Origin of the sequence: Mycolicibacter arupensis, assembly GCF_002086515.1 — a bacterium.
Taxonomy (GTDB): domain Bacteria; phylum Actinomycetota; class Actinomycetes; order Mycobacteriales; family Mycobacteriaceae; genus Mycobacterium; species Mycobacterium arupense.
The window spans coordinates 14,431-34,522 of record NZ_MVHH01000018.1; the positions used below are offsets into that span (position 1 = coordinate 14,431).

General features: G+C 67.7%; 19 protein-coding genes. 13 read left to right on the forward strand and 6 right to left on the reverse strand.

Annotation, left to right across the window (positions count from 1 at the left end):
• The first annotated feature begins 36 nt into the window (after nucleotides 1-36).
• Nucleotides 37-1,053 (forward strand): aldo/keto reductase family protein, encoded by a 1,017-nt coding sequence (locus tag BST15_RS10765; RefSeq protein ID WP_046189685.1) that lies wholly within the window; start codon nucleotides 37-39, stop codon nucleotides 1,051-1,053.
• Nucleotides 1,054-1,057: 4 nt separating this feature from the next.
• Here BST15_RS10765 and BST15_RS10770 read toward each other — a convergent pair whose 3' ends face one another.
• A complete protein-coding gene (locus tag BST15_RS10770; protein ID WP_046189684.1) occupies nucleotides 1,058-1,870 on the reverse strand; it encodes a class I SAM-dependent methyltransferase in 813 nt (270 codons plus the stop codon).
• A 24-nt stretch (nucleotides 1,871-1,894) separates the two neighbouring features.
• Nucleotides 1,895-3,619, reverse strand: coding sequence for an N-acyl-D-amino-acid deacylase family protein (locus tag BST15_RS10775; protein ID WP_046189683.1), 1,725 nt, complete (start codon nucleotides 3,617-3,619; stop codon nucleotides 1,895-1,897).
• Between the two features lie 45 nt (nucleotides 3,620-3,664).
• Between BST15_RS10775 and BST15_RS10780 the strand changes: the two genes are divergently transcribed.
• The 4 genes from BST15_RS10780 to BST15_RS10795 are packed head-to-tail and all read left to right on the forward strand — an operon-like array spanning nucleotide 3,665 to nucleotide 6,990.
• The gene (locus tag BST15_RS10780; protein WP_046189682.1) at nucleotides 3,665-4,042 is read left to right on the forward strand and encodes a VOC family protein; all 378 of its coding nucleotides are present in this window, start codon (nucleotides 3,665-3,667) and stop codon (nucleotides 4,040-4,042) included.
• A 10-nt stretch (nucleotides 4,043-4,052) separates the two neighbouring features.
• Nucleotides 4,053-4,586 (forward strand): mycothiol transferase, encoded by a 534-nt coding sequence (locus BST15_RS10785; protein WP_046189681.1) that lies wholly within the window; start codon nucleotides 4,053-4,055, stop codon nucleotides 4,584-4,586.
• A gap of 53 nt (nucleotides 4,587-4,639) precedes the next feature.
• Nucleotides 4,640-6,160 (forward strand): aldehyde dehydrogenase family protein, encoded by a 1,521-nt coding sequence (locus tag BST15_RS10790; protein WP_046189680.1) that lies wholly within the window; start codon nucleotides 4,640-4,642, stop codon nucleotides 6,158-6,160.
• Nucleotides 6,160-6,990 carry a hypothetical protein gene (locus BST15_RS10795; protein ID WP_046189679.1) on the forward strand — a complete coding sequence of 277 codons (831 nt, stop codon included), beginning with the start codon at nucleotides 6,160-6,162 and terminating at the stop codon, nucleotides 6,988-6,990. The genes BST15_RS10790 and BST15_RS10795 overlap by 1 nt, the downstream gene beginning before the upstream one ends.
• A gap of 30 nt (nucleotides 6,991-7,020) precedes the next feature.
• On the opposite strand, the gene BST15_RS10800 is transcribed toward BST15_RS10795, so the two are convergent.
• Complete coding sequence (locus BST15_RS10800) at nucleotides 7,021-9,072, reverse strand: prolyl oligopeptidase family serine peptidase (protein ID WP_109370845.1); 2,052 nt, start codon at nucleotides 9,070-9,072, stop codon at nucleotides 7,021-7,023.
• A 56-nt stretch (nucleotides 9,073-9,128) separates the two neighbouring features.
• Between BST15_RS10800 and adh the strand changes: the two genes are divergently transcribed.
• The 8 genes from adh to BST15_RS10840 all read left to right on the forward strand — a co-directional run bounded on the left by adh (nucleotide 9,129) and on the right by BST15_RS10840 (nucleotide 16,590).
• Nucleotides 9,129-10,661 carry an aldehyde dehydrogenase gene (gene adh, locus BST15_RS10805; protein ID WP_046189677.1) on the forward strand — a complete coding sequence of 511 codons (1,533 nt, stop codon included), beginning with the start codon at nucleotides 9,129-9,131 and terminating at the stop codon, nucleotides 10,659-10,661.
• A gap of 13 nt (nucleotides 10,662-10,674) precedes the next feature.
• Complete coding sequence (locus tag BST15_RS10810; RefSeq protein ID WP_046189676.1) at nucleotides 10,675-11,079, forward strand: DUF779 domain-containing protein; 405 nt, start codon at nucleotides 10,675-10,677, stop codon at nucleotides 11,077-11,079.
• Between the two features lie 29 nt (nucleotides 11,080-11,108).
• On the forward strand, nucleotides 11,109-11,387 hold the full coding sequence (locus BST15_RS10815) for a putative holin (RefSeq protein WP_046189675.1): 279 nt from the start codon (nucleotides 11,109-11,111) through the stop codon (nucleotides 11,385-11,387).
• On the forward strand, nucleotides 11,380-11,931 hold the full coding sequence (locus BST15_RS10820) for a hypothetical protein (protein ID WP_052751488.1): 552 nt from the start codon (nucleotides 11,380-11,382) through the stop codon (nucleotides 11,929-11,931). Before BST15_RS10815 ends, BST15_RS10820 begins: the two co-directional genes overlap by 8 nt.
• A 33-nt stretch (nucleotides 11,932-11,964) precedes the next feature.
• On the forward strand, nucleotides 11,965-13,359 hold the full coding sequence (gene lpdA / locus BST15_RS10825; protein ID WP_046189674.1) for a dihydrolipoyl dehydrogenase: 1,395 nt from the start codon (nucleotides 11,965-11,967) through the stop codon (nucleotides 13,357-13,359).
• A gap of 263 nt (nucleotides 13,360-13,622) precedes the next feature.
• Nucleotides 13,623-14,918 carry a PPE family protein gene (locus tag BST15_RS10830; RefSeq protein WP_276037696.1) on the forward strand — a complete coding sequence of 432 codons (1,296 nt, stop codon included), beginning with the start codon at nucleotides 13,623-13,625 and terminating at the stop codon, nucleotides 14,916-14,918.
• Nucleotides 14,918-16,255, forward strand: coding sequence for a PPE family protein (locus BST15_RS10835; RefSeq protein ID WP_046190373.1), 1,338 nt, complete (start codon nucleotides 14,918-14,920; stop codon nucleotides 16,253-16,255). The genes BST15_RS10830 and BST15_RS10835 overlap by 1 nt, the downstream gene beginning before the upstream one ends.
• Nucleotides 16,255-16,590, forward strand: a complete 336-nt coding sequence (locus BST15_RS10840; RefSeq protein WP_046190372.1) for a DUF732 domain-containing protein — start codon at nucleotides 16,255-16,257, stop codon at nucleotides 16,588-16,590. Before BST15_RS10835 ends, BST15_RS10840 begins: the two co-directional genes overlap by 1 nt.
• Before the next feature lie 8 nt (nucleotides 16,591-16,598).
• On the opposite strand, the gene BST15_RS10845 is transcribed toward BST15_RS10840, so the two are convergent.
• Genes BST15_RS10845 through ramB form a run of 3 tightly spaced genes read right to left on the reverse strand, consistent with a single transcriptional unit; the run spans nucleotide 16,599 to nucleotide 20,026 of the window.
• The gene (locus tag BST15_RS10845) at nucleotides 16,599-18,056 is read right to left on the reverse strand and encodes a DUF92 domain-containing protein (RefSeq protein ID WP_234708260.1); all 1,458 of its coding nucleotides are present in this window, start codon (nucleotides 18,054-18,056) and stop codon (nucleotides 16,599-16,601) included.
• Nucleotides 18,057-18,062: 6 nt separating this feature from the next.
• A complete protein-coding gene (locus BST15_RS10850) occupies nucleotides 18,063-18,602 on the reverse strand; it encodes a carboxymuconolactone decarboxylase family protein (protein WP_046190370.1) in 540 nt (179 codons plus the stop codon).
• Entirely contained in the window at nucleotides 18,599-20,026 is a 1,428-nt protein-coding gene (gene ramB / locus BST15_RS10855) for an acetate metabolism transcriptional regulator RamB (RefSeq protein WP_046190369.1), read from the reverse strand. The genes BST15_RS10850 and ramB overlap by 4 nt, the downstream gene beginning before the upstream one ends.
• Nucleotides 20,027-20,092 lie beyond the last annotated feature (66 nt).

Consider the following 20,092-nt stretch of genomic DNA (forward strand, 5'->3'; position numbering starts at 1 on the left):
GGAGACTGGCCGCCGGTTGTGGGCCATGATGGCCCTATGGAATTTCGCTACCTCGGCAACTCCGGCCTGCAGATTTCGGAAATCACCTACGGCAACTGGCTGACCCATGGTTCGCAGGTGGAGAACGACGTGGCCACCGCCTGCGTGCATGCCGCGCTCGAAGCCGGGATCACCACCTTCGACACCGCCGACGTCTACGCGAACGGGCGCGCCGAAGAGGTGTTGGGCGCCGCGCTGAAGGGAAGGCGGCGCGAATCGCTGGAGATCTTCACCAAGGTCTACTGGCCCATCGGTCCGGCGCCGTTGGGCCGCAACGACACCGGACTGTCCCGCAAGCACATGATGGAGGCCATCGACGGGTCGCTGCGCCGCCTGGGCACCGACTATGTCGACCTGTATCAAGCGCACCGCTACGACTCCTTCACCCCGCTGGAAGAGACCATGCAGGCCTTCGCCGACATCGTCCGGGCGGGCAAGGCCCTCTACATCGGGGTCAGTGAGTGGACCGCCGAACAGATCCGCCAAGCCCACACGATGGCCCGTCAGCTCGGCATCTCGCTGATCTCCAACCAGCCGCAGTACTCGATGCTGTGGCGGGTGATCGAGCCGGAGGTGGTACCGACCTGTCGCGAGCTGGGCCTGAGCCAGATCGTCTGGTCGCCGATGGCCCAGGGTGTGCTGTCGGGAAAGTATCTGCGGGGGCAGCCGCCGCCGGCCGGCTCACGGGCCACCGACGAGAAGGGCGGGGCGAACTTCATCAAGCGCTTCATGACCGACGACGTCCTGACCCGAGTGCAGCAGTTGCAGCCCATCGCCGCGGAGCTGGGGCTGAACACCGCGCAGTTGGCGATCGCCTGGGTGCTGCAGAACGACAATGTCGCCGCCGCGCTGGTGGGGGCATCGCGCCCGGAGCAGGTCACCGAGAACGTCAAAGCCGCCGGCGTGCAGATCCCCGAGGAGTTGCTGGCCCGCGTCGATCAGGTGCTGGGCGATGCGGTGACCAGCGACGCCGCGCTGGTCGCTCGTTCCACCCCGCCCAAGCGGCTGCTCTGAGCCGTCACACCCGGCACAGGATCTGGCTGTGCGGGATCATCAAGTAGCCGTCGGGGTGATCGGCCCACTGCTGCCACGCCAGTGAAATCGCCTGCCGCTTCACCTGATCGGCAGCGCCACTGGACAGCAGCTGTTCGGCGATGGCGGACTGCAGTATCCGGTCGGCCCACATGCCGCCCCAATGCGCTCGTTCCGCCGGGGTGGCAAAGCATGAGGCGCTCGCGGTCGGGGTGATGTCGGTGAATCCGGCCGCGTGCGCCCACGCCAGCAGGTGCCGGCCCGCGTCGGGCTCGCCCCCATTGGCCCGGGCGGCGTCACGGTAGAGCCGCAGCCAATCGTCGAGTTCGGCGGAGGCCGGGTACCAGGTGAACGCCGCGTAGTCGCTGTCGCGTGCGGCCACCACGCCACCGGGCTTGCACACCCGTCGCATCTCGGACAGGGCGGTCACCGGGTCGGCGACGTGCTGCAGCACCTGGTGGGCGTGCACCACGTCAAAGCTGTTGTCCGGGAACTGCAGTGCGTGTACGTCGGCGACCACGAAGTCGATGTTGTCCTGGCCGCGTTCGGCGGCGAAGGCGCGTGCCAGTTCGAGTGCCTCGGGCAGCGGCTCGACGGCGGTCACCCGCCCCGGTGCGACGATGCCGGCCAGGTCCGCGGTGATGGTTCCCGGCCCGCAACCGACATCGAGCAACCGCAGGCCGGGCGTGAGCGACGGCAACAGGTAGGCGGCGGAGTTCTGCGCGGTGCGGGCACGGTGGGCCCGAAGCACCGATTCGTGATGGCCGTGGGTGTATTTGGGCTCCGAAGGCTCGGTCACATCTGCAAACGGTACGCCGCAGGCTCAGGCCGGTGCGGAGCGGCGGCCGCGCACCAGCTTGCCGGGCCGGGCGGCGGTGGGCGTGCCGTTCTCGGCGATGACCTCGCCGGAGACGATCGTGGCGACATAGCCGTCGGCGGTCTGATCCAGGCGTCGCCCGCCGGCGGGCAGGTCATAGGTGACCACCGGCTTGTGCAGCCGCAGGTTCTGATGATCGATGACGTTGAGGTCCGCTTTGTAGCCCACCGCGAGGCGCCCGCGGTCACCGAGCCCGGCGACCCCGGCCGGTGTGGAGGTCAGTGCACGCACCGCGGCTTCGACGCTGAGTCGGCCGGATGCGCGATCACGGGCCCAATGGGTCAGCACATAGGTGGGAAAGCTGGAGTCGCAGATCATCCCGTAATGCGCGCCGCCGTCGCCCAGGCCCAGCACCACGTCATCGCGGCTCATCAGAGCGCTGACGGTGTCCAGCGAGTTGTTCTCGAAATTGGCCAGGGCGTCGAGCATGATCGCGTGGCCGTCGTCATCGAGCAGCCGATCGTAGGCCTCCTCGGCCGGGGATACTCCGCGTGCCCTGGCGCGCGCCGCAATGCTTTTTGACGGGTCCGGCTCGTAGTCGGGCTGGTCGCCGAGCGGGAAGGTCCAGTCCCAGGACTGGGCCAGGTAGGCGAGCGGATTGGTGGGGACGATCGTGGGCTGATCGGCCAGGATCTGTTGGCGCACCTCGGGTCTGCGCATCTCGGCGACGCGTTCTGCAAGCGGTAGGCGGGCGATCTTCTGGTAGCTCGGATACAGCACGAACGGGTGGATGCTCAGGTCCAGGCCGATCATCAGTCCGATGGGGCGGGGAAATATCTGAGCGGTGATCGTGGCGCCGGAGCTGTTGGCGGCCTCGACCATGGCCATGGCGTCGCGCCACAGCGGTGCGCCCGCGTTGCCGATCAACAGGCTGAATGTGACGGGCAGGCCCGCCAGGGTGGCCGCGTCGAACACCTGTTGCAGGACGGGCCGGTAGGCGCCGTCGGGCAGATCGGGGACGAACTGGATCAAGCCGCCCCCGCCCTCGGCCAGCCCGCGGCTGATCGCGAGGATCTCGGCGTAGGACGCGTCGTAGCTGGGGATCTGAGAGCCGGTCTTGGTGCGGTGGGTCATCAGTCGTGACGAGGAGAACCCCAACGCCCCGGCTTGGGTGGCCTCATGTGCCAGCCGACGCATCTGCGCCAGGTCTGCGGGTGTGGCCTGCTCGCGGTCCACCCCGCGCTGGCCCATCACATAGACCCGCAGCGGCGAGTGCGGCAACAACGCCGCCACATCGATGTCCCGATGCCGTTTGTCGACGGCGTCCATGAACTGCGGGAAGGTCTCCCAGGTCCACGGGAGCCCGTCCGTCATCACCACACCGGGGATATCTTCGACGCCGGCCATCAGGTCCACCAGCACGTCGTGGTCATCGATGCGACATGGCGCGAAGCCCACACCGCAATTGCCCATCAGGGCGGTCGTCACGCCGTGCGCCGAGGAAGGATTGAGCCGATCAGACCAGATGGACTGGCCGTCATAGTGGGTGTGCAGGTCCACGAAACCCGGTGTGACCAGAAGTCCGGTCGCATCGATCACCCGGCGTGCGTCGCCGGACGCCTCGCCGATCTCGGTGATCACCCCGTCGTGGATCGCGACGTCGCCGACATACGGCCGGCCACCGAGACCGTCGACGATCGTGCCGTTGCGGACCACGAGGTCGAGGCTCATCTGGACAATCTACGACCCGTCGGTGCCGCATGCCAGGATGATGACGTGATCGATCACTTCGGTATCAACTGCACTGACTACGCCAGGTCACAGGAGTTTTACGACGCGGTACTGGCCGTCCTGGGCTACACGAGGCAGATGGATGTCGGCCCGGCCATCGGCTACGGCACCGAGGGCAAACCGGCGTTTTGGATCGCCGACGCCGCCGCGGGTGACGCCACCGGGCCCAACCGGGAGATGCACGTGGCGTTCAGCGCCGCCGACCGCGCGCAGGTGCAGCAGTTCTACGACACGGCGCTTGCGCTCGGCGCGGAGTCGCTGCATGCCCCGCGGCTGTGGCCGGAGTACCACCCCGGATACTTCGGTGCCTTCGTCCGCGATCCCGAGGGCAACAACGTCGAGGCGGTCTGCCACCAGGGGTAACGTCGCCGATATGACGGGCACCGAGACTGCCGCAGTCGCCGCGCTGCGGAATTTGCTGGCCGACGCGTTCACCCGGCTTATCGAGCACGTGGACCAGCTCACCGACGGGCTCACCGACGCTGCCGCCGGCTATCGGCCGACGACACAGGCCAACAGCATCGCCTGGCTGCTCTGGCACAGCGCCCGGGTGCAGGACATTCAGATCGCGCAGATCGCCGGTGTCGAGCAGGTGTGGACCCGCGAGGGCTGGGTGGACCGGTTCGGCCTGGACCTACCGGCGCAGGACAGCGGCTACGGCCATGGTCCCAATGAAGTCGCCAAGGTCAAAGCCCCGCCGCAGCTGCTGGCCGGGTATTACCGCGACGTGCACCGGTTGACGCTGGGCTACCTCGGCGGGGTCACCGCGCAGGAGCTGGCTCGGGTGGTCGACACCCAGTGGGATCCACCGGTGACCGCGAGTGTGCGGGTGGTCAGCATTCTCGACGACTGCGCCCAGCACCTGGGGCAGGCCGCATACCTGCGGGGTATCGCACCAGCGACTTGACACCTGTCGAGGCCCGGTGCGATCCGCGTCACAGCCCGGACTAGCATGGCGCCATGACCGCCACCAATTCAGTCGCCAGCTTCACCGGCACCGGAACCGTGTTCAGCCCCGCCACCGGGGAGACTGCCGGTGAGGTGCGCTGGACCGATCCTTCCGATGTCGCCACGATTGCAGCCGGGCTGCGCACCGCCCAGCGCGAGTGGGAGCACCGTGGTGCCAAGGGCCGCGCCAAGGCCCTGGCCCGTTTCGCGGTGTGGCTCGGTGACAACCGGGACGAGATCGAGAGGCTGCTGATCGCCGAGACCGGCAAATCCAGCACCGACGCCGCCCAAGAAGTCCCGCTGCTGATCATGATCCTGTCGTACGTGATCAAGGTGATGGAGAAGGCGGTTGCGCCGGAGACCCGGCCGGCGTCGACGCCGGTGCTGAAGGTCAAGAAGATCACCATCCACTATCGGCCGCGTCCGGTAGTCGGCGTGATCGCGCCGTGGAACTACCCGGTGGCCAACGCCCTGATGGATGCGATCGGCGCCTTGGCGGCCGGATGCGCCGTGTTGCTCAAGCCGTCCGAGCAGACCCCACTGACCGCGGAACTGCTGCGCCAGGGCTGGCTGGCCTCCGGTGGCCCGGATGTGTTCGCGGTGGTGCAGGGTGCTCGCGAAGTGGCCGAAGCGGTGATCGACAACTCCGACTACGTGCAGTTCACCGGCTCCACCGCCACCGGCCGCAAGGTCGCCGAGCGTGCCGCGAGCCGGCTGATCCCGGTCAGCCTGGAACTGGGCGGCAAGGACCCGATGATCGTGTGCGAGGACGCCGACATCGACCTGGCCGCGCACGCCGCAGTCTGGGGCGCGATGTTCAACGCCGGACAGACCTGCGTCTCGGTCGAGCGGGTCTATGTGCTCGAGCCCGTCTACGACAAGTTCGTTGCCGCGGTCGTCCGCGACGTCGAGGCCCTGCAAATGGGCGTCGGTGAAGGCAAGCACTTCGGTGCCTTGATCAGTGAGCAGCAGCTGGCGATCGCCGAACGGCACGTCAAGGAGGCAGTGGCAGCCGGAGCGCGCGCGTTGACCGGCGGCGAACGCGCAGGGGGACCGGGCAGCTTCTTCCCGCCCACTGTGCTGGTCGACGTGGATCACTCGATGGCCTGCATGACCGAGGAGACCTTCGGTCCGACCCTGCCGATCATGAAGGTTGCCAGCGTCGAAGAGGCGATTCGCCTCGCCAACGACAGCGTCTACGGGCTGAGCGCATCGGTGTTCTCCCGCGATGTCGCCCGTGCCAAAGACATTGCACTGCAGCTGGACTGCGGGGCGGTGAACGTCAACGACGTGATCTCCAACCTGATGTGCACCACCGCTCCGATGGGCGGCTGGAAGACATCGGGCATCGGGGCGCGTTTTGGCGGCGAGGACGGCATCCGCAAGTTCTGCAAGCAGGAGACCGTCGTGGTGCCGCGCACGAATGTCGGCGCGGGCGGTAACTACTACCACAACTCGCTGGCCACACTGGCTCGCACCAACCGGCTGCTCACCCGGATCGTGTTGGCGCGACCGCGACGCACCGCAAAATAGTGCGCGTCTTTTCGGCGGCGCTGTTCTGGCTGCTGGCCACCGTGACGTTTGCGGTGGCACTGCCGACGGCGTGGGCGCAGACCAACCTCATCGATGCCGACGGCTATGCGCGGCTGGCCGAGCATGCCGCAGCTCAACCCGCCCTGCAGGACGCGGTGGCCGCTGAGCTCAGCGCCCAGACGGTGATGTTGATCAGGGCCAGTGGTTTCGGTATCGACCCGTCGGAGGTGCGGGCTGCGGCCCGTTCCTTCACCACGGGACCGTCGTTTCCCCCGCAGTTCGTCCGGGTCAACCGGGACGGGCACGCTTGGCTGCTCAACGTCGGCGATCCGGGCCCCTGGGAGATCGACGTGATCCCGATGCTGCGTGACGACGCGTTTGCCCAATTGTTGGCCGACTACCCGATCACGCTGCCCGCCACGCTGACGATTCCCCTGACCTCGACGTCGACGGAGGTGATGCGGCCCGGTGGGCTGCACCGGCTGTCGGTGTGGGGACCGCTGCTCAGCGTCGTGCTGGGCGCGATGGCCGGGCTCTGCGCGATCCTGACGCTGGTCGCGGCACACCATCGCGGTCGGGCGTTGGCGAGTCTGGGTGTGTCGGCGCTGCTGGTGGGTGCGGTCGGCTGGTCGGGGATCGAAGTGGCACGACGCTTCCTGGGCCAGGTGCTCAGCCAGGCCACCGGCGATGTCCGCCGGATCGCCTATGCCCTGGTGGACGTCGCCGAAGCCAGCTTGCACCAATGGCTGGGCGTGACCCTGGCCGCCGGTGCGGTGCTGGTGGTGGTGGGCGTCGGGGTCGCCGTGCTGGGCGGGCTGCGCAAGTCCTGACCGCACGGCGACACTCGGGCAACGGCGCTCTCAGTCCGGAGTGCCCAACATCCGCCACAGGAACGAGAAGCTGAGCGCTGACTTGAACGCGGCCTGCGCGTTGTCTGCCGCCCCGCCGTGACCACCCTCGATGTTCTCGTAGTAGGCGACCCGATGCCCGGCCTCCTGCAGTGCCGCGGTCATCTTGCGGGCATGGCCCGGATGCACGCGGTCATCGCGGGTGGACGTGGTGATCAGAATCGGCGGGTACGCCGCATCAGCCGAAATGTTCTGGTAGGGAGAGTATTTGCTGATGAACTCCCACTCCTGGGGATCGTCGGGGTCGCCGTATTCGGCCACCCAGGACGCGCCGGCCAACAGCAGGTGGTAGCGCCGCATATCCAGTAGCGGCACCTGGCACACCAGCGCCCCGAACAGCTCCGGGTATGCGGTGAGCATGATGCCCATCAGCAGGCCGCCGTTGCTGCCTCCTACCGCGCCGAGTTGATCGACCCGGGTGATGCCGCGATTCACCAGATCGGTTGCCACGGCGGCGAAGTCCTCGGCCACCAGGTGGCGGCCGGCGCGCATGGCCTGGGTGTGCCACCCGGGCCCGTATTCGCCGCCGCCACGGATGTTGGCCAGCACGTAGGTGCCGCCGCGCGCCAGCCACAACCGGCCCAGCACGCCGTCGTAGCCGGGTGTGCGCGCCACCTCGAATCCGCCGTAGCCGCCCAGCAGCGTGGCGCCGGTGGCCGCGGCGGGGCGCACCACGAAGTAGGGGATCGCGGTGCCGTCTTTCGAGGTCGCGAAATACTGATTGACCGTCAGGCCTTCGGCGTCGAAAAATGCCGGTGCCGACTTGATCTCGGTCAGCGGGCCGTCCACCGGACCGTGCAGCAGTCGAGAAGGTCGGTCGAATCCGCTTGAGTCCAGGAAGATCTCGTCCCCGGTGTCGTCGGCGGCCGCGATCACGGTGTTGGTGTTGGCCGGGACCGCGTCGACCGGTCGCCGCGTCCAGTCCCCCGGCGTGACGATCTCCACTCGGCTGGCCACGTCATGCAGGGTGACCAGGACCAGGCGATCCCGAGTCCACGCGTAATGATTCAGCGCGGTGTGAGCATCCGGCTCGAAGACAACGCTGCACTGCGCGGTGCCAGCGAGGAACTCGTCATAGTCGGCGGCCAGCAGCGAGCCGGCCCGGTATGACGCGGTGCCGGTGTCCCAGTCGGTGCGCAGGTCGATCAGAATCCACTGTCGGTGCACCGACACCGAGGCGTCGGTGGGTGCGTCGATGCGGATCAGCTCTTGCTGGCCGGGGAGGCCACGCAACTCGTAGACCTCGTCATTGAAGAAGTCGATCGCGCGCGACACCAGGGTCCGTTCGAAGCCGGGGGTGCGGTCTCGGCCCGCGGCCACCACCACATCGGTGGCCGATCCGGTGAACACCGTTTCGGCCTGCGCCAGGTCTTGGCCGCGACGCCATCGCTTCACCATCCGGGGATAGCCGGACTCGGTCAGGGAATCGGCGCCGAAGTCGGTGCCCACCAGGACGGTGTCGTGGTCCTCCCAGCCGATCCGCGTCTTGGCCTCCGGGAGTTCGAAGCCCTGGCCATCAGGTCCTATGAATTCCCTTGCTGCCATATCGAATTCGCGGACCACCACCGCATCCGATCCGCCCCGTGACAGTGAGATCAAGGCTCGGGTGTGATCGGGTTCGATCACGTTCGCCCCACCCCACACCCAGTTCTCGCCATCGGTGCGGGCCAACGCATCCAGGTCGATCACCACATCCCATTGCGGGCTGTCGGTGCGGTAGCTCTCTGATGTGGTGCGCCGCCACAGCCCGCGAGGGTTGTCGGCATCACGCCAGAAGTTGTAGAGGTACTCACCCCGGCGCCGCACGTAGGGGATCCGGGCGTCGGTGTCGAGCACCTCGCGGGCGGCGGTGCGCATCGCCTCGAACTCGTCGCCGGCGAACTCGTCGACAGTCGGGCCGTTGTGGGCGCGCACCCATTCCAGGGCGCGTTCGCCGGTAACGTCTTCTAGCCACAGGTGCGGGTCTTCGGGGTCGTGGGCAGGCTGCGCAGGCATGGAAGTCATTGTGACCGTGACGGTAGTGTGAGTTGAGTAACACCCACGGCTAAGGAGCAGCATCGATGACCGTTTTCGCACGTCCGGGTTCGGCAGGCGCACTGATGAGCTACGAATCCCGTTACGGCAATTTCATCGGCGGCCAGTGGGTGGCGCCGGTCGGCGGTGAGTATTTCGAGAACACCACACCGGTCACCGGCCAGCCGTTCTGCGAGATCCCCCGGTCGACCGCGGCCGACATCGACCTGGCGCTCGACGCCGCGCACGCCGCCGCACCGGCGTGGGGCAAGACATCCCCGGCCGAGCGGGCCGATGTGCTGGCCAAGATCGCCGACCGGATCGACGCGAACCGCGAGGCGCTGGCGGTGGCCGAGGTGTGGGACAACGGCAAGCCGATCCGGGAGACCCTGGCCGCCGACATTCCGTTGGCCGCGGACCACTTCCGGTACTTCGCCGCCGCGATCCGCACCCAGGAGGGTGCGCTGAGCCAGCTCGACGACGACACCGTCGCTTATCACTTCCACGAGCCGCTGGGTGTGGTCGGCCAGATCATCCCGTGGAACTTCCCGCTGTTGATGGCCGCCTGGAAGCTGGCGCCCGCGCTGGCCGCCGGCAACGCGGTGGTCCTCAAGCCCGCCGAGCAGACCCCCGCCTCGATCCTGTTCCTGATGAGCCTGATCGGTGACCTGCTCCCGCCGGGAGTGGTCAACGTGGTCAACGGATTCGGTGTCGAGGCCGGCAAACCGCTGGCGACCAGCAACCGGATCGCCAAGATCGGCTTCACCGGCGAGACCACCACCGGCCGGCTGATCATGCAGTACGCCAGCCAGAACCTGATCCCGGTCACCCTGGAATTGGGCGGCAAGAGTCCCAACATCTTCTTCGCCGACGTCCTGGCGGGCGGGGGCGGCCAGGACGACTTCACCGACAAGGCGCTCGAAGGGTTCGCCGGATTCGCCCTCAACCAGGGCGAGGTGTGCACCTGCCCGTCACGGTCACTGCTGCAGGCGTCCATCTACGACGAGTTCCTGGAGCTGGCCGCCATCCGCACCAAGGCGATCCGCCAAGGCGACCCGCTGGACAGCACCACGATGATCGGCGCACAGGCCTCCAACGACCAGCTGGAGAAGATTCTGTCCTACATCGAGATCGGCAAGGGAGAAGGCGCGAAGGTCGTCACCGGCGGTGAGCGCGCCGAGCTCGGTGGCGAGCTGTCCGGCGGCTACTACGTGCAGCCCACGATCTTCGCCGGCCACAACAAGATGCGGGTGTTCCAGGAGGAGATCTTCGGGCCCGTGGTCTCGGTGACCTCGTTCACCGACTACGCCGAGGCCATCGCGATCGCCAACGACACCCTCTACGGCCTGGCCGCCGGAGTCTGGAGCCGCGACGGCAACACCGCCTACCGCGCCGGACGCGACATCCAGGCCGGACGGGTCTGGGTCAACTGCTATCACGCCTACCCCGCTCACGCGGCGTTCGGTGGCTACAAGCAGTCCGGCATCGGCCGGGAGAACCACAAGATGGTGCTCGACCACTACCAGCACACCAAGAACCTGCTGGTGTCCTACTCCCAGACGGCGCAGGGTCTTTTTTGATGGGCCTGTTCTGATGGACGCACCGGCGCGGGCGCTGATCACCGACGCGGCCGCCGACCTGGTGGCCCGGCTGGTGGCACGCCACGGTCCGGTGATGTTCCATCAGTCCGGCGGCTGCTGCGACGGGTCGGCGCCGATGTGCTACCCCGACGGGGATTTCCTCATCGGCGAGCACGACGTGCTGCTCGGTGTCCTGGATGCGGCGGGCATCGAGGTACCGATCTGGATCTCCGGTCCGCAGTTCGCCGCGTGGAAGCACACCCAGCTGACCATCGACGTGGTGCCCGGTCGCGGCGCCGGCTTCAGCCTGGAAGCACCCGAGGGATTGCGGTTCCTGACCCGCAGCCGGGCCTTCACCGAAGCCGAGAACACGGCGCTGGAAACAATCCCGGTGATCACCGGGTCGCTACCACGCTGAGCACCTCGATCGCCGTAAAATCTGCTGGTGTGATCCCGCTGCCGCGCCCCTGGTTGCTCAGCAGCGCGATGCTGGTCGGGGCCGCGGCAGGCGTGCTCATCGGCATCGGATTGAGCCTGCTGATCTCCGCGCCGATCCGCCCGGATATCGCGATCACACTGGTGCTCGGTGCGCCCAGCGTCGCGGGGTTGGTGCTGTTGTTCGTGGCGTCGCGCCGATGGGTTGCGGCACTGGGAGCGTCGCTGCTGGCGATGGCCGTCGGATGGTTCGGGGCGCTGGCCGCTATTCAGGTGGTATCGGGTGTCTGAGGACATCGACACCGGGGCGCTGCCGATGACCGAGCCGCACATGGCTCCGATCTTCGACACCGGCCCCCACCCCGTGCCCTTGCCCGGCGCGTCGGAGGGGCCCAGCACCGGGCCGGAGCCGATTCCGGTGCCGACGGCGCACCCCGCGCCGCAAAACCCTGCCTCGCCCGCCGTGCTGGCGCCGGCCAAGCCGCCCAAGCCGGTGGTGGTCGCGGGCCAATACCGATACCTGAAGTGGTGGCAGCTGGCCCTGGCGCTGGTGGCGGTCTGGATTCCGGCGGCCGGGATCGGACTGGGGCTGTTCGCCTGGTGGTACTCGCTGGCCGACAAGACCCCGGCCGTCTTCGTGGTGCTGGTCTATGCGGTGGTGTGTACCGTCGCCGGGCTGATCGTGGCGATGGTGGCCGAGCGACCGGTGCTCTCGGCGGTGGCGATCGCGCTGATGTCGGCCGTGTTCGGGTCCGCTCTCGCCGCGGCGCCGCTCTACGGCCACCACTACTGCCAGCATGTGAGTCGTTGCGTCGCCGGAATCCTCCCGTACTGAGTCGCCGCGGCCGGTGCCCGTTAGGGTGGTTGTGTGACCCACTTTGACGTTGTCGTACTCGGAGCCGGGCCCGGCGGTTATGTCGCGGCCATTCGCGCCGCCCAGCTTGGCCTGAACACCGCCATCGTCGAGCCGAAGTATTGGGGCGGGGTGTGCCTCAATGTCGGCTGCATCCCCTCGAAAGCGCTGTTGCGCAACGCCGAGCTGGCCCACATCTTCACCAAGGAAGCCCAGACCTTCGGCATCTCCGGAGAAGCCACCTTCGACTACGGGGTGGCGTTCGACCGTAGCCGCAAGGTCGCCGAGGGCCGGGTCGCCGGCGTGCACTTCCTGATGAAGAAGAACAAGATCACCGAGATCAACGGCTACGGGCGGTTCACCGACGCCCACACCCTGGCGGTCGACCTCAACGACGGCGGAACAGAAACCGTCACCTTTGACAACGCGATCATCGCGACCGGGTCGAGCACCCGGTTGGTGCCGGGCACGTCGCTGTCGGACAACGTGGTCACCTACGAGCAGCTGATCCTGAGCCGGGAGCTGCCGAAGTCGATCATCATCGCCGGCGCCGGAGCCATCGGCATGGAGTTCTCCTACGTGCTGGCCAACTACGGCGTGGATGTGACCGTGGTCGAGTTCCTGCCGCGGGCGTTGCCCAACGAGGACGCCGACGTCTCCAAGGAGATCGAGAAGCAGTTCAAGAAGCTGGGCGTCACGATCCGCACCGGCACCAAGGTGGAGAGCGTCACCGATGACGGTTCGACGGTCACCGTGGTGGTCAGCAAGGACGGCAAGACCGAGGAGCTCAAGGCCGACAAGGTGCTGCAGGCCATCGGGTTTGCGCCCAACGTCGACGGCTACGGGCTGGAGGCGGCCGGCGTCGCGCTGACCGAGCGCCGCGCCATCGGTGTCAGCGAGTATCTGCAGACCTCGGTGCCACACATCTACGCCATCGGCGATGTCACCGGGCTGCTGCAGTTGGCGCACGTCGCCGAGGCGCAGGGCGTGGTGGCCGCTGAGACCATCGGCGGGGCCGAGACCATGTCGCTGGGCGATTACCGGATGATGCCGCGCGCCACCTTCTGCCAGCCGCAGGTGGCCAGCTTCGGGCTCACCGAGGAGCAGGCCAAGGCTGAAGGCTACGACGTCAAGGTCGTCAAGTTCCCGTTCACCGCCAACGGCAAGGCGCACGGTGTGGGGGACCCGAGCGGGTTCGTGAAGCTGATCGCCGACGCCCGCTATGGCGAGCTGATCGGCGGTCACCTGGTGGGCCACGATGTGTCCGAGTTGCTGCCGGAACTCACCTTGGCCCAGAAGTGGGACCTGACGGCCAATGAGCTGGCCCGCAACGTGCACACCCACCCGACCATGTCGGAGGCTCTGCAGGAGTGCTTCCACGGCCTGACCGGCCACATGATCAATTTCTAGAGGCGGCATTTCACGACTCAGCTGCCGAGGCGATGTCGGGGTCGCGCGGGTGCGATTTCGGTGAAAATGCCCAGCGTGTGGAGGCGCAAGCAGTAGTTTGAGCGTGTCTCTGACAGGTGGACGCGCCCAGGCGGTGGGGTTCGCCACAACCGCGGTCACGGGTCAAAGACGGCCAACGGTCCCTGCGGGGGCCGGGAGCCGGACTGCCGGTCATGCAGTCCTTCGTGACGCGGAGGAGTGTTCAGGTGGGTGTTCAGGGTTGGTTGGTCGACTTCGGGGCGCTGCCGCCTGAAATCAACTCCGGCAGAATCTATTCCGGTCCCGGGTCGGCCCCCATGTTTGCCGTCGCCAGTGCCTGGGACGGCCTGGCCGGTGAGCTGCATTCGGCGGCGACATCCTATGAGACGGTGATCGCGGATCTGACGAGTGCGGGCTGGCATGGCCCGTCGTCGGAGTCGATGGCCGCCGCGGCGGGACCCTACGCGGCCTGGCTGGCCGCCACCGCGGCGCAGGCCGAGCGGACGGCGGTTCAGGCCAAGTCGGCTGCGGGTGCCTACGAGGCCGCCTTTGCGGCGACGGTGCCACCGCCGGTGATCGTCGACAATCGGATTCTGACCGCGACGCTGATCGCGACCAACATTCTGGGGCAGAACACCGCGGCGATCGCCGCCGCCGAGGCGCACTATGCCCAGATGTGGGCCCAGGATGCCGCGGCGATGTACGGCTACGCCGGGGCCTCCGCGGCCGCCACCCGGCTGGGCCTGTTCGCCTCACCGCCCAGCACCACCGACGGCGAGGGGCAATCCGCCCAGTCGAAGGCCGTCGCGTCGGCGACCGGAGCTGCGGTCGCCGCGACCGTGCACAGCCTCACGGCCGGCGCCGCCGCGCCCACATCGGCCGGGTCCGACCTGACCGAAATCCTGACCACGCTGACGACTCTCATCAACACGATCTCGGGACCTTACACACCGATTGGTGTGGCGGGCCTGTTCAAAAGCTGGTGGCAGGTGGCCATCAGTATTCCCAACCTGGGCACCGGCATACAGAGCCTGGGGCCCTTCCTCAGCCCCAAGATTCCGACCGGTCTCCTGACGCCGCTGCTCGCCAGTGAACTGCTGACAACGTCATTTCCGCACGTGGCCACCCCGACGGCGGCCCTCGGGCGGGCGGGGCTGATCGGAGCGCTTTCGGTGCCGCAGAACTGGGCTGCAACCGTTCCCGCAATCCGTTCGGTGGCAACGGCTTTGGACGGAGCAACGGTGGGTTCAGGTGCTGCGCTTGCCGGTGAGGCGCAGAGTGCCATGTTCGGCGAGGCGGCCCTGTCGAGTGTCGTTGGGCGGGGCCTGGGCGGCAGTGCCACGACTGCGATCGCCGGACCGGCCGCCCGGGGGGGCGCCGGCGGGCGCCCGCGCAGCCGGCCGGCCGGTCAGTCGCGTGCTTGCCGGCGGTTCCGGCCGTCTTACCAGCGAAGAGGTTGCCGAGGAGATCGCCACCACATCCACCGTCATCGTCATCCCGCCGAGCCGGAAGTAGCTTTCGGTCAAGGAAGGAAACCGTAATGGTCCTCGGGGATTTCGCCGCGCGGACGCCGGAGGTCATCTCCGGTCAGATCCACACCGGTCCGGGCTCTGGGTCACTGCTGGAGGCGGCAGCCGCGTGGGACCTGCTGGCCGGGGAGCTGAACTCCGCCGCGGCAGCTTACGGTTCGGTGATTGCCGGACTGGCCGGCGAGTCGTGGCTGGGTCCGTCGTCGACGTCCATGGCGGCCGCCGTCGCACCCTATGTGAGTTGGATGAGCACCACGGCTGCTCAGGCGGCGCAGGCCGCGGCCGAGGCTCGAGCCGCCGCCGCGGCCTATGAGACGGTACTGGCGGCCACGGTGCCGCCCGCAATGATTGCCGCCAACCGCAGTCAGCTGCTGTCGCTGATGGCCACCAACATCGTGGGACAGAACTCCGCGGCGATCGCGGCCACCGAAGCTCAGTACGGACAGATGTGGGCCCAAGACGTCGCGGCAATGGTGGGCTATGCCACCGCGTCGACCGCCACCGGGACCCGGTTGACGCTGTTCACCAAACCGCCGCACACCAGCAGCGGTGGCGCGCAGGCGACCAACGAACCCGGCCCCGCCGCAACGGGCCCCCTGCAGCCGATACTTGATCTCATCAACGACCTCACCGCGGGATACAAGAGCTTCTGGGAGGCATTGCTGGGGGCGCCGACATCGGCCCTGTGGGAGGCGTTTTTCGGCTTCGCCCAGGCGGTGGGCAACCAAGCTACCTGGACCAACGTCGTCAACGGTACGACCAGCCTGGGTATTGGGCAGTTCAAGAACTTCTATCGAGCACCGGTGGTCGCCGTCTCGAAGGCTCCGCTGCAGGCCGGCCTCACCGGGCCCGGCCTGAGAGCGGCGACGGGTGGTGTCACAACTGCCGTTTCGGCCATGGCGGGTGACGCGCCGGCGGTCGGGGCGCTGAAGGTTCCCCCGAGCTGGGCAGGCGCCGCCCCGGCGATCAGGCTGGCCTCCGCGACCGTTGCGAGTGCCGGCTCGGGCGCGGTACCGGATGCCGGACTTGCCGCGGGACTGTCCGGCGAGGCGGCACTGGGCGCCATGACAGGCGGCATGTTGGGCAGCCCGGCCGCCCGGGTGGTCAGCTCGGCCAAAATCTCCTCGAAGGTGCCCACTGCCAAGCGACTCAAAGAGCCCGTTCAACTCGACCGGCTCATCGAATGCCTGCAGGAACAGCCCGACGCGGTGCAGCACTGGACGGTCGATGAAGCCGGGCTCGATGACCTTGTTGCGGAGCTGACGCTAAAACCCGGGATACACGCCGTCCACGTCCTGGACGAGGACGACGCGGCAGCGGTCGTTCCCGGACAGTCCGGCGTGACGTGATGAGGGCTTCACTGGTACTTCTCGGTATCGCGACGGCGATCGGATTCGCCGTAGCGGCTCATGCCGAACCCACCGACGCAGCCGACCCGGTGGGTGACGACGCGGCGTTCCTGGCGGCGCTGCAGCAGGCTGGGATCGCCTACCCCGGGGACGACGCAGCTGTGCAGGCAGGCAAAACGGTCTGCCGCCTGGCCAACCACGGTGAAACAGCTCTGCAGGTGCTCAATGACCTGCGCGCTGCTGACCCGGAACTGACTCTGCAGGGTGCAGCACTGTTCGTGACCATCGCGGCGCGGACCTATTGCCCGCATCAGCTCGACATGCTGGATTCGTGACCGGGCGCTCAACCCCCGAACAGCGCGAAGACTGCGAATCCCACCACCATGCCGGTCACGTTCGCGGACGCATTGACGGCGTCATTGCCCATCCATCGCCAGCCGGTGGAGGCACGTGTCGGGGCGCCGCAGTGCAGGTTCTCCTCCACCGTGGCACCACACGTCGCGCAGCTGAAGCGGGCTTGCACACTGGCGCCGATCGCGGTGTCGACCAGGGAGCCGAGGATGCCCGCCGCGAGGCCCACCGGCACCATCGCGAGCCCGCCGAACAGGGCACCGAATGCACCGACGGCCAGCGCCCCCAGCACCGTTGCGGCTGAACCCAGCGGGGATATCGCCCCCGACGTGCCCTTGGGCACCCGGGCCCAGGTGCGCACCGACAGTGGCTCGCGGGAGGAGAACCGGCCGATCTCCGATGCCCAGGAATCGGCGATGCCGGCCGCGATGCCACCGATCGACACCGCGTACCAGAGCGCGTCACCGGTGAACGCATAACCGATCACCGGGACCAGCACCGGCAGGCCGGCGTTCACCGCCACCTGGCTCAGGGTGCGCATGCCCCCGGCCCGGACGGGCCGACGGTATGCGGTGAGCAGACTGGTCAGCGAGAAGAAGACGGCGGCCGGGATGATCCACGCCCAGCCCCCCAAGCCGACAGCCACACCGGCGATCAGGCCCCCGCCCAGCGCGCCGGGCAGATCCAGCCACCGCATTCGCAGCATGAACGGCACGATGGCGCAGCCGAACGCGATGGCGGCCAGCCAGCGCAACGCGTCGTCGGTGGACAGCTCCCGCGCCACGTGCAGAAGCAGGGCAACCCACGGAGTGATCAGCAGATTGTCGGCCGCCGGCAGCACCAGCAGCTCCACCGCCGCGGTGCTGACCGCGACAAAGGCCGAAACCGAGACCGCCATAAACGTATTCAGTTCCAGTCCATACCGGCAGAACATCCACGACACGGCGAACGCGATCACGACGAACGCCACCGACCCCTCCAGCGAGCGCACTCCGCCACCGGCCTCAACGCGGTGCCGGCCGAAGCGATCGCCGACCAGCGCCGCCCCCGCGTCGGCGAGGCCCAGCACCAGCACACCGGCCGCGATCGCGACCCGGTCCGGCCAAAAGGCCAGCACCGCAATCAAGGCCCCGGCGGCAAAGCCCACCAGACCGTAGTCGCGGGAACGGGTGCCGTCGAAGACACCAGGCACCGGAATCAGGCCTCGCTCGACGATGATCGTCAACGCCACAGTCGCGGCGGCCAACACGCCCGCCACGACGACGCCATGCGACAACTGGAATGCGGCCAGCGCAGCGAACAGGCCACAGAGCGCATGCGGAATCTTGCGGGTGACCAGTGGCCCGGCCCCGCGCCGGGCCAGGGCTCGTCCCACGACGATCAGCACCGCGGCGATCAGCAGGACCCCACCGCCGGCGACGGCCAGGTCATGGCTCACAGGGGTGATCACGCAGTACTACTCATCGAAGTCCAACGGCACCCGCAGTGCGCTCAAGGTGGCGGCCAGTGCGTCGTACTGGCTTGTCAGCATCACGAACTCGATCAGCCGAGGACGGTCCAGGTGCGTGGCGAGTTCAGTCCAGGTGGCATCGGAGAGGGTCCTGGTTGTGACCAGTTCATCGACCGCGGTCAGCAGTACGCGCTGGCGGCCGGTGAGTCCGTCCGCGCCGGGGCCTTCAAAGATCAACGCCTGGGTGGCGTCATCGAGGCCGACCGCCCGGCCCATCCGGCGGTGGTGCTGCAGTTCGTACTGGCTGTCGCGCAGGTGGCCGACTCGCAGAATCACCAGCTCGGTGTCGCGGTTGGGCAGTTTTCCGCCGCGCATGAGCACCCCGCCGAACGGCAGCCAGGACCACATCAGCCGCCGGTGCTGTCCCAGCGTGGTGAACAGGTGAGCCCGCGGCACATGTTGACGCAGCGCGATGACCTTGCAGACCAACCAGTTGGCGACGCCCAGGTCGCGCAGGCCGGGAGATTCGGGGATGCGAACAGTCACCGCTGTTGCTTTACCAGATACGGCGAGACGGTGCTGCGATGTTCGTTGAGATCCAGGTCACGGCCCAGTGCGGGGAACGCGCGCTGGGGGCAGTTGTCGTGGTCGCATACGCGGCAGCCCACCCCGATCGGGGTGGCCGGAACGTCGTGGCCGGTCGCCAGGTCCAGGCCCTCGGAGTAGACCAGCCGGTGGGCGTGGCGCAGTTCGCAGCCGAGCCCGATTGCGAAAGTCTTGTCCGGCTGGCCCCACCGTGATGCGCGGCGTTCGACGGTGCGCGCCACCCACATGTACTTGCGGCCGTCGGGCATCTCAGCGATCTGCACCAGGATCTTGCCCGGATTGCCGAATGTCTCGTAGACGTTCCACAACGGGCACGTTCCTCCGCTGGAGGAGAAGTGAAAACCTGTGGCGGACTGCCGCTTTGACATGTTCCCTGCCCTGTCGACGCGCACGAAGGAGAACGGCACGCCGCGCATGGATGGCCGCTGCAGGGTGGACAGCCGGTGGGCGATCGTCTCGTAGCTGACCCGGTAGAACGCCGAGAGCCGTTCGATGTCGTAGCGAAAGGTCTCGGCGCTGTCGTGGAATTGTCCGTAGGGCAACACGATTGCCGCCGCAAAGTAGTTGGCCAGCCCGAGGCGGGCCAGTGTGCGTGCGTCCTTGGAGGTGAACTTTCCCTCGTCGACCATGGTCGAGATCTGGTCATCGAATTCCAGGTAAGCCAGTTCTGCGGCCATCTTGAAGACGCGCTGCCCCCACGACAGGTGGTTGGAGATGTCCAGCGTCCGGGTTCCCGCGTCGTAGCGGTGCAGCACCGTCTCGCCCAGGTCGATGCGGCGGTTGATGTGCACCCCGTGCACCTCGGTGAGTCGATTGGCCAGCTCGACGGCCAACTCGCCTTGGTGCCGGCGCATCCGGGTAGCCAACTCCTCGGCAGCGGTGTCGAGTTCGTGGAGGTAGTTCTGGCGTTGGTAGAAGTAGTCCCGAACCTCTTCGTGCGGCATGGTGATCGCGCCGGTGCCGCTGCCGTCGGAGAAGCGCTCCTCGGTGGCGGCGGCCAGCTGGGCCGAGGTATTGCGGTACCTGCGGTGCAGATTGACCATCGCGCGTGCCAACTTGGGGTGGGTGCTGACCAATTCGGCGACCTCGGCCAGCTCCACGTCGATGTCGAGGTCGCGGTCCATGGCGACTTCGCGTAACTCCGCCACCAGCCGGGTGTCGTCCTGGGAGGAGAAGAAGCTGGCGTCCACCCCGAAGACCTCAGCGATACGCAGGAGTACCGCGACGGTCAGCGGGCGAACGTCGTGCTCGATCTGGTTGAGGTAGCTCGGCGAGATCTCCAGCATCTGCGCCAGTGCGGCCTGGCTGAACCCGCGCTCGCTGCGCAGTTGGCGCACCCGGGAGCCGACGTACGTCTTGGCCACCTCGCCGAGCCTACCTGCTGCGAAGGCCGCATTCGCATTATTGGCATGGCATGATCCGCGCAGGCA

Coding starts and splice junctions, on each gene's coding strand:
- BST15_RS10765 (WP_046189685.1), top strand. CDS start 37: ATGGAATTTCGCTACCTCGGCAACTCCGGCCTGCAGATTTCGGAAATC.
- BST15_RS10775 (WP_046189683.1), bottom strand. CDS start 3,619: ATGAGCCTCGACCTCGTGGTCCGCAACGGCACGATCGTCGACGGTCTC.
- BST15_RS10785 (WP_046189681.1), top strand. CDS start 4,053: ATGACGGGCACCGAGACTGCCGCAGTCGCCGCGCTGCGGAATTTGCTG.
- BST15_RS10790 (WP_046189680.1), top strand. CDS start 4,640: ATGACCGCCACCAATTCAGTCGCCAGCTTCACCGGCACCGGAACCGTG.
- BST15_RS10800 (WP_109370845.1), bottom strand. CDS start 9,072: ATGACTTCCATGCCTGCGCAGCCTGCCCACGACCCCGAAGACCCGCAC.
- adh (WP_046189677.1), top strand. CDS start 9,129: ATGACCGTTTTCGCACGTCCGGGTTCGGCAGGCGCACTGATGAGCTAC.
- BST15_RS10810 (WP_046189676.1), top strand. CDS start 10,675: ATGGACGCACCGGCGCGGGCGCTGATCACCGACGCGGCCGCCGACCTG.
- BST15_RS10835 (WP_046190373.1), top strand. CDS start 14,918: ATGGTCCTCGGGGATTTCGCCGCGCGGACGCCGGAGGTCATCTCCGGT.
- BST15_RS10840 (WP_046190372.1), top strand. CDS start 16,255: ATGAGGGCTTCACTGGTACTTCTCGGTATCGCGACGGCGATCGGATTC.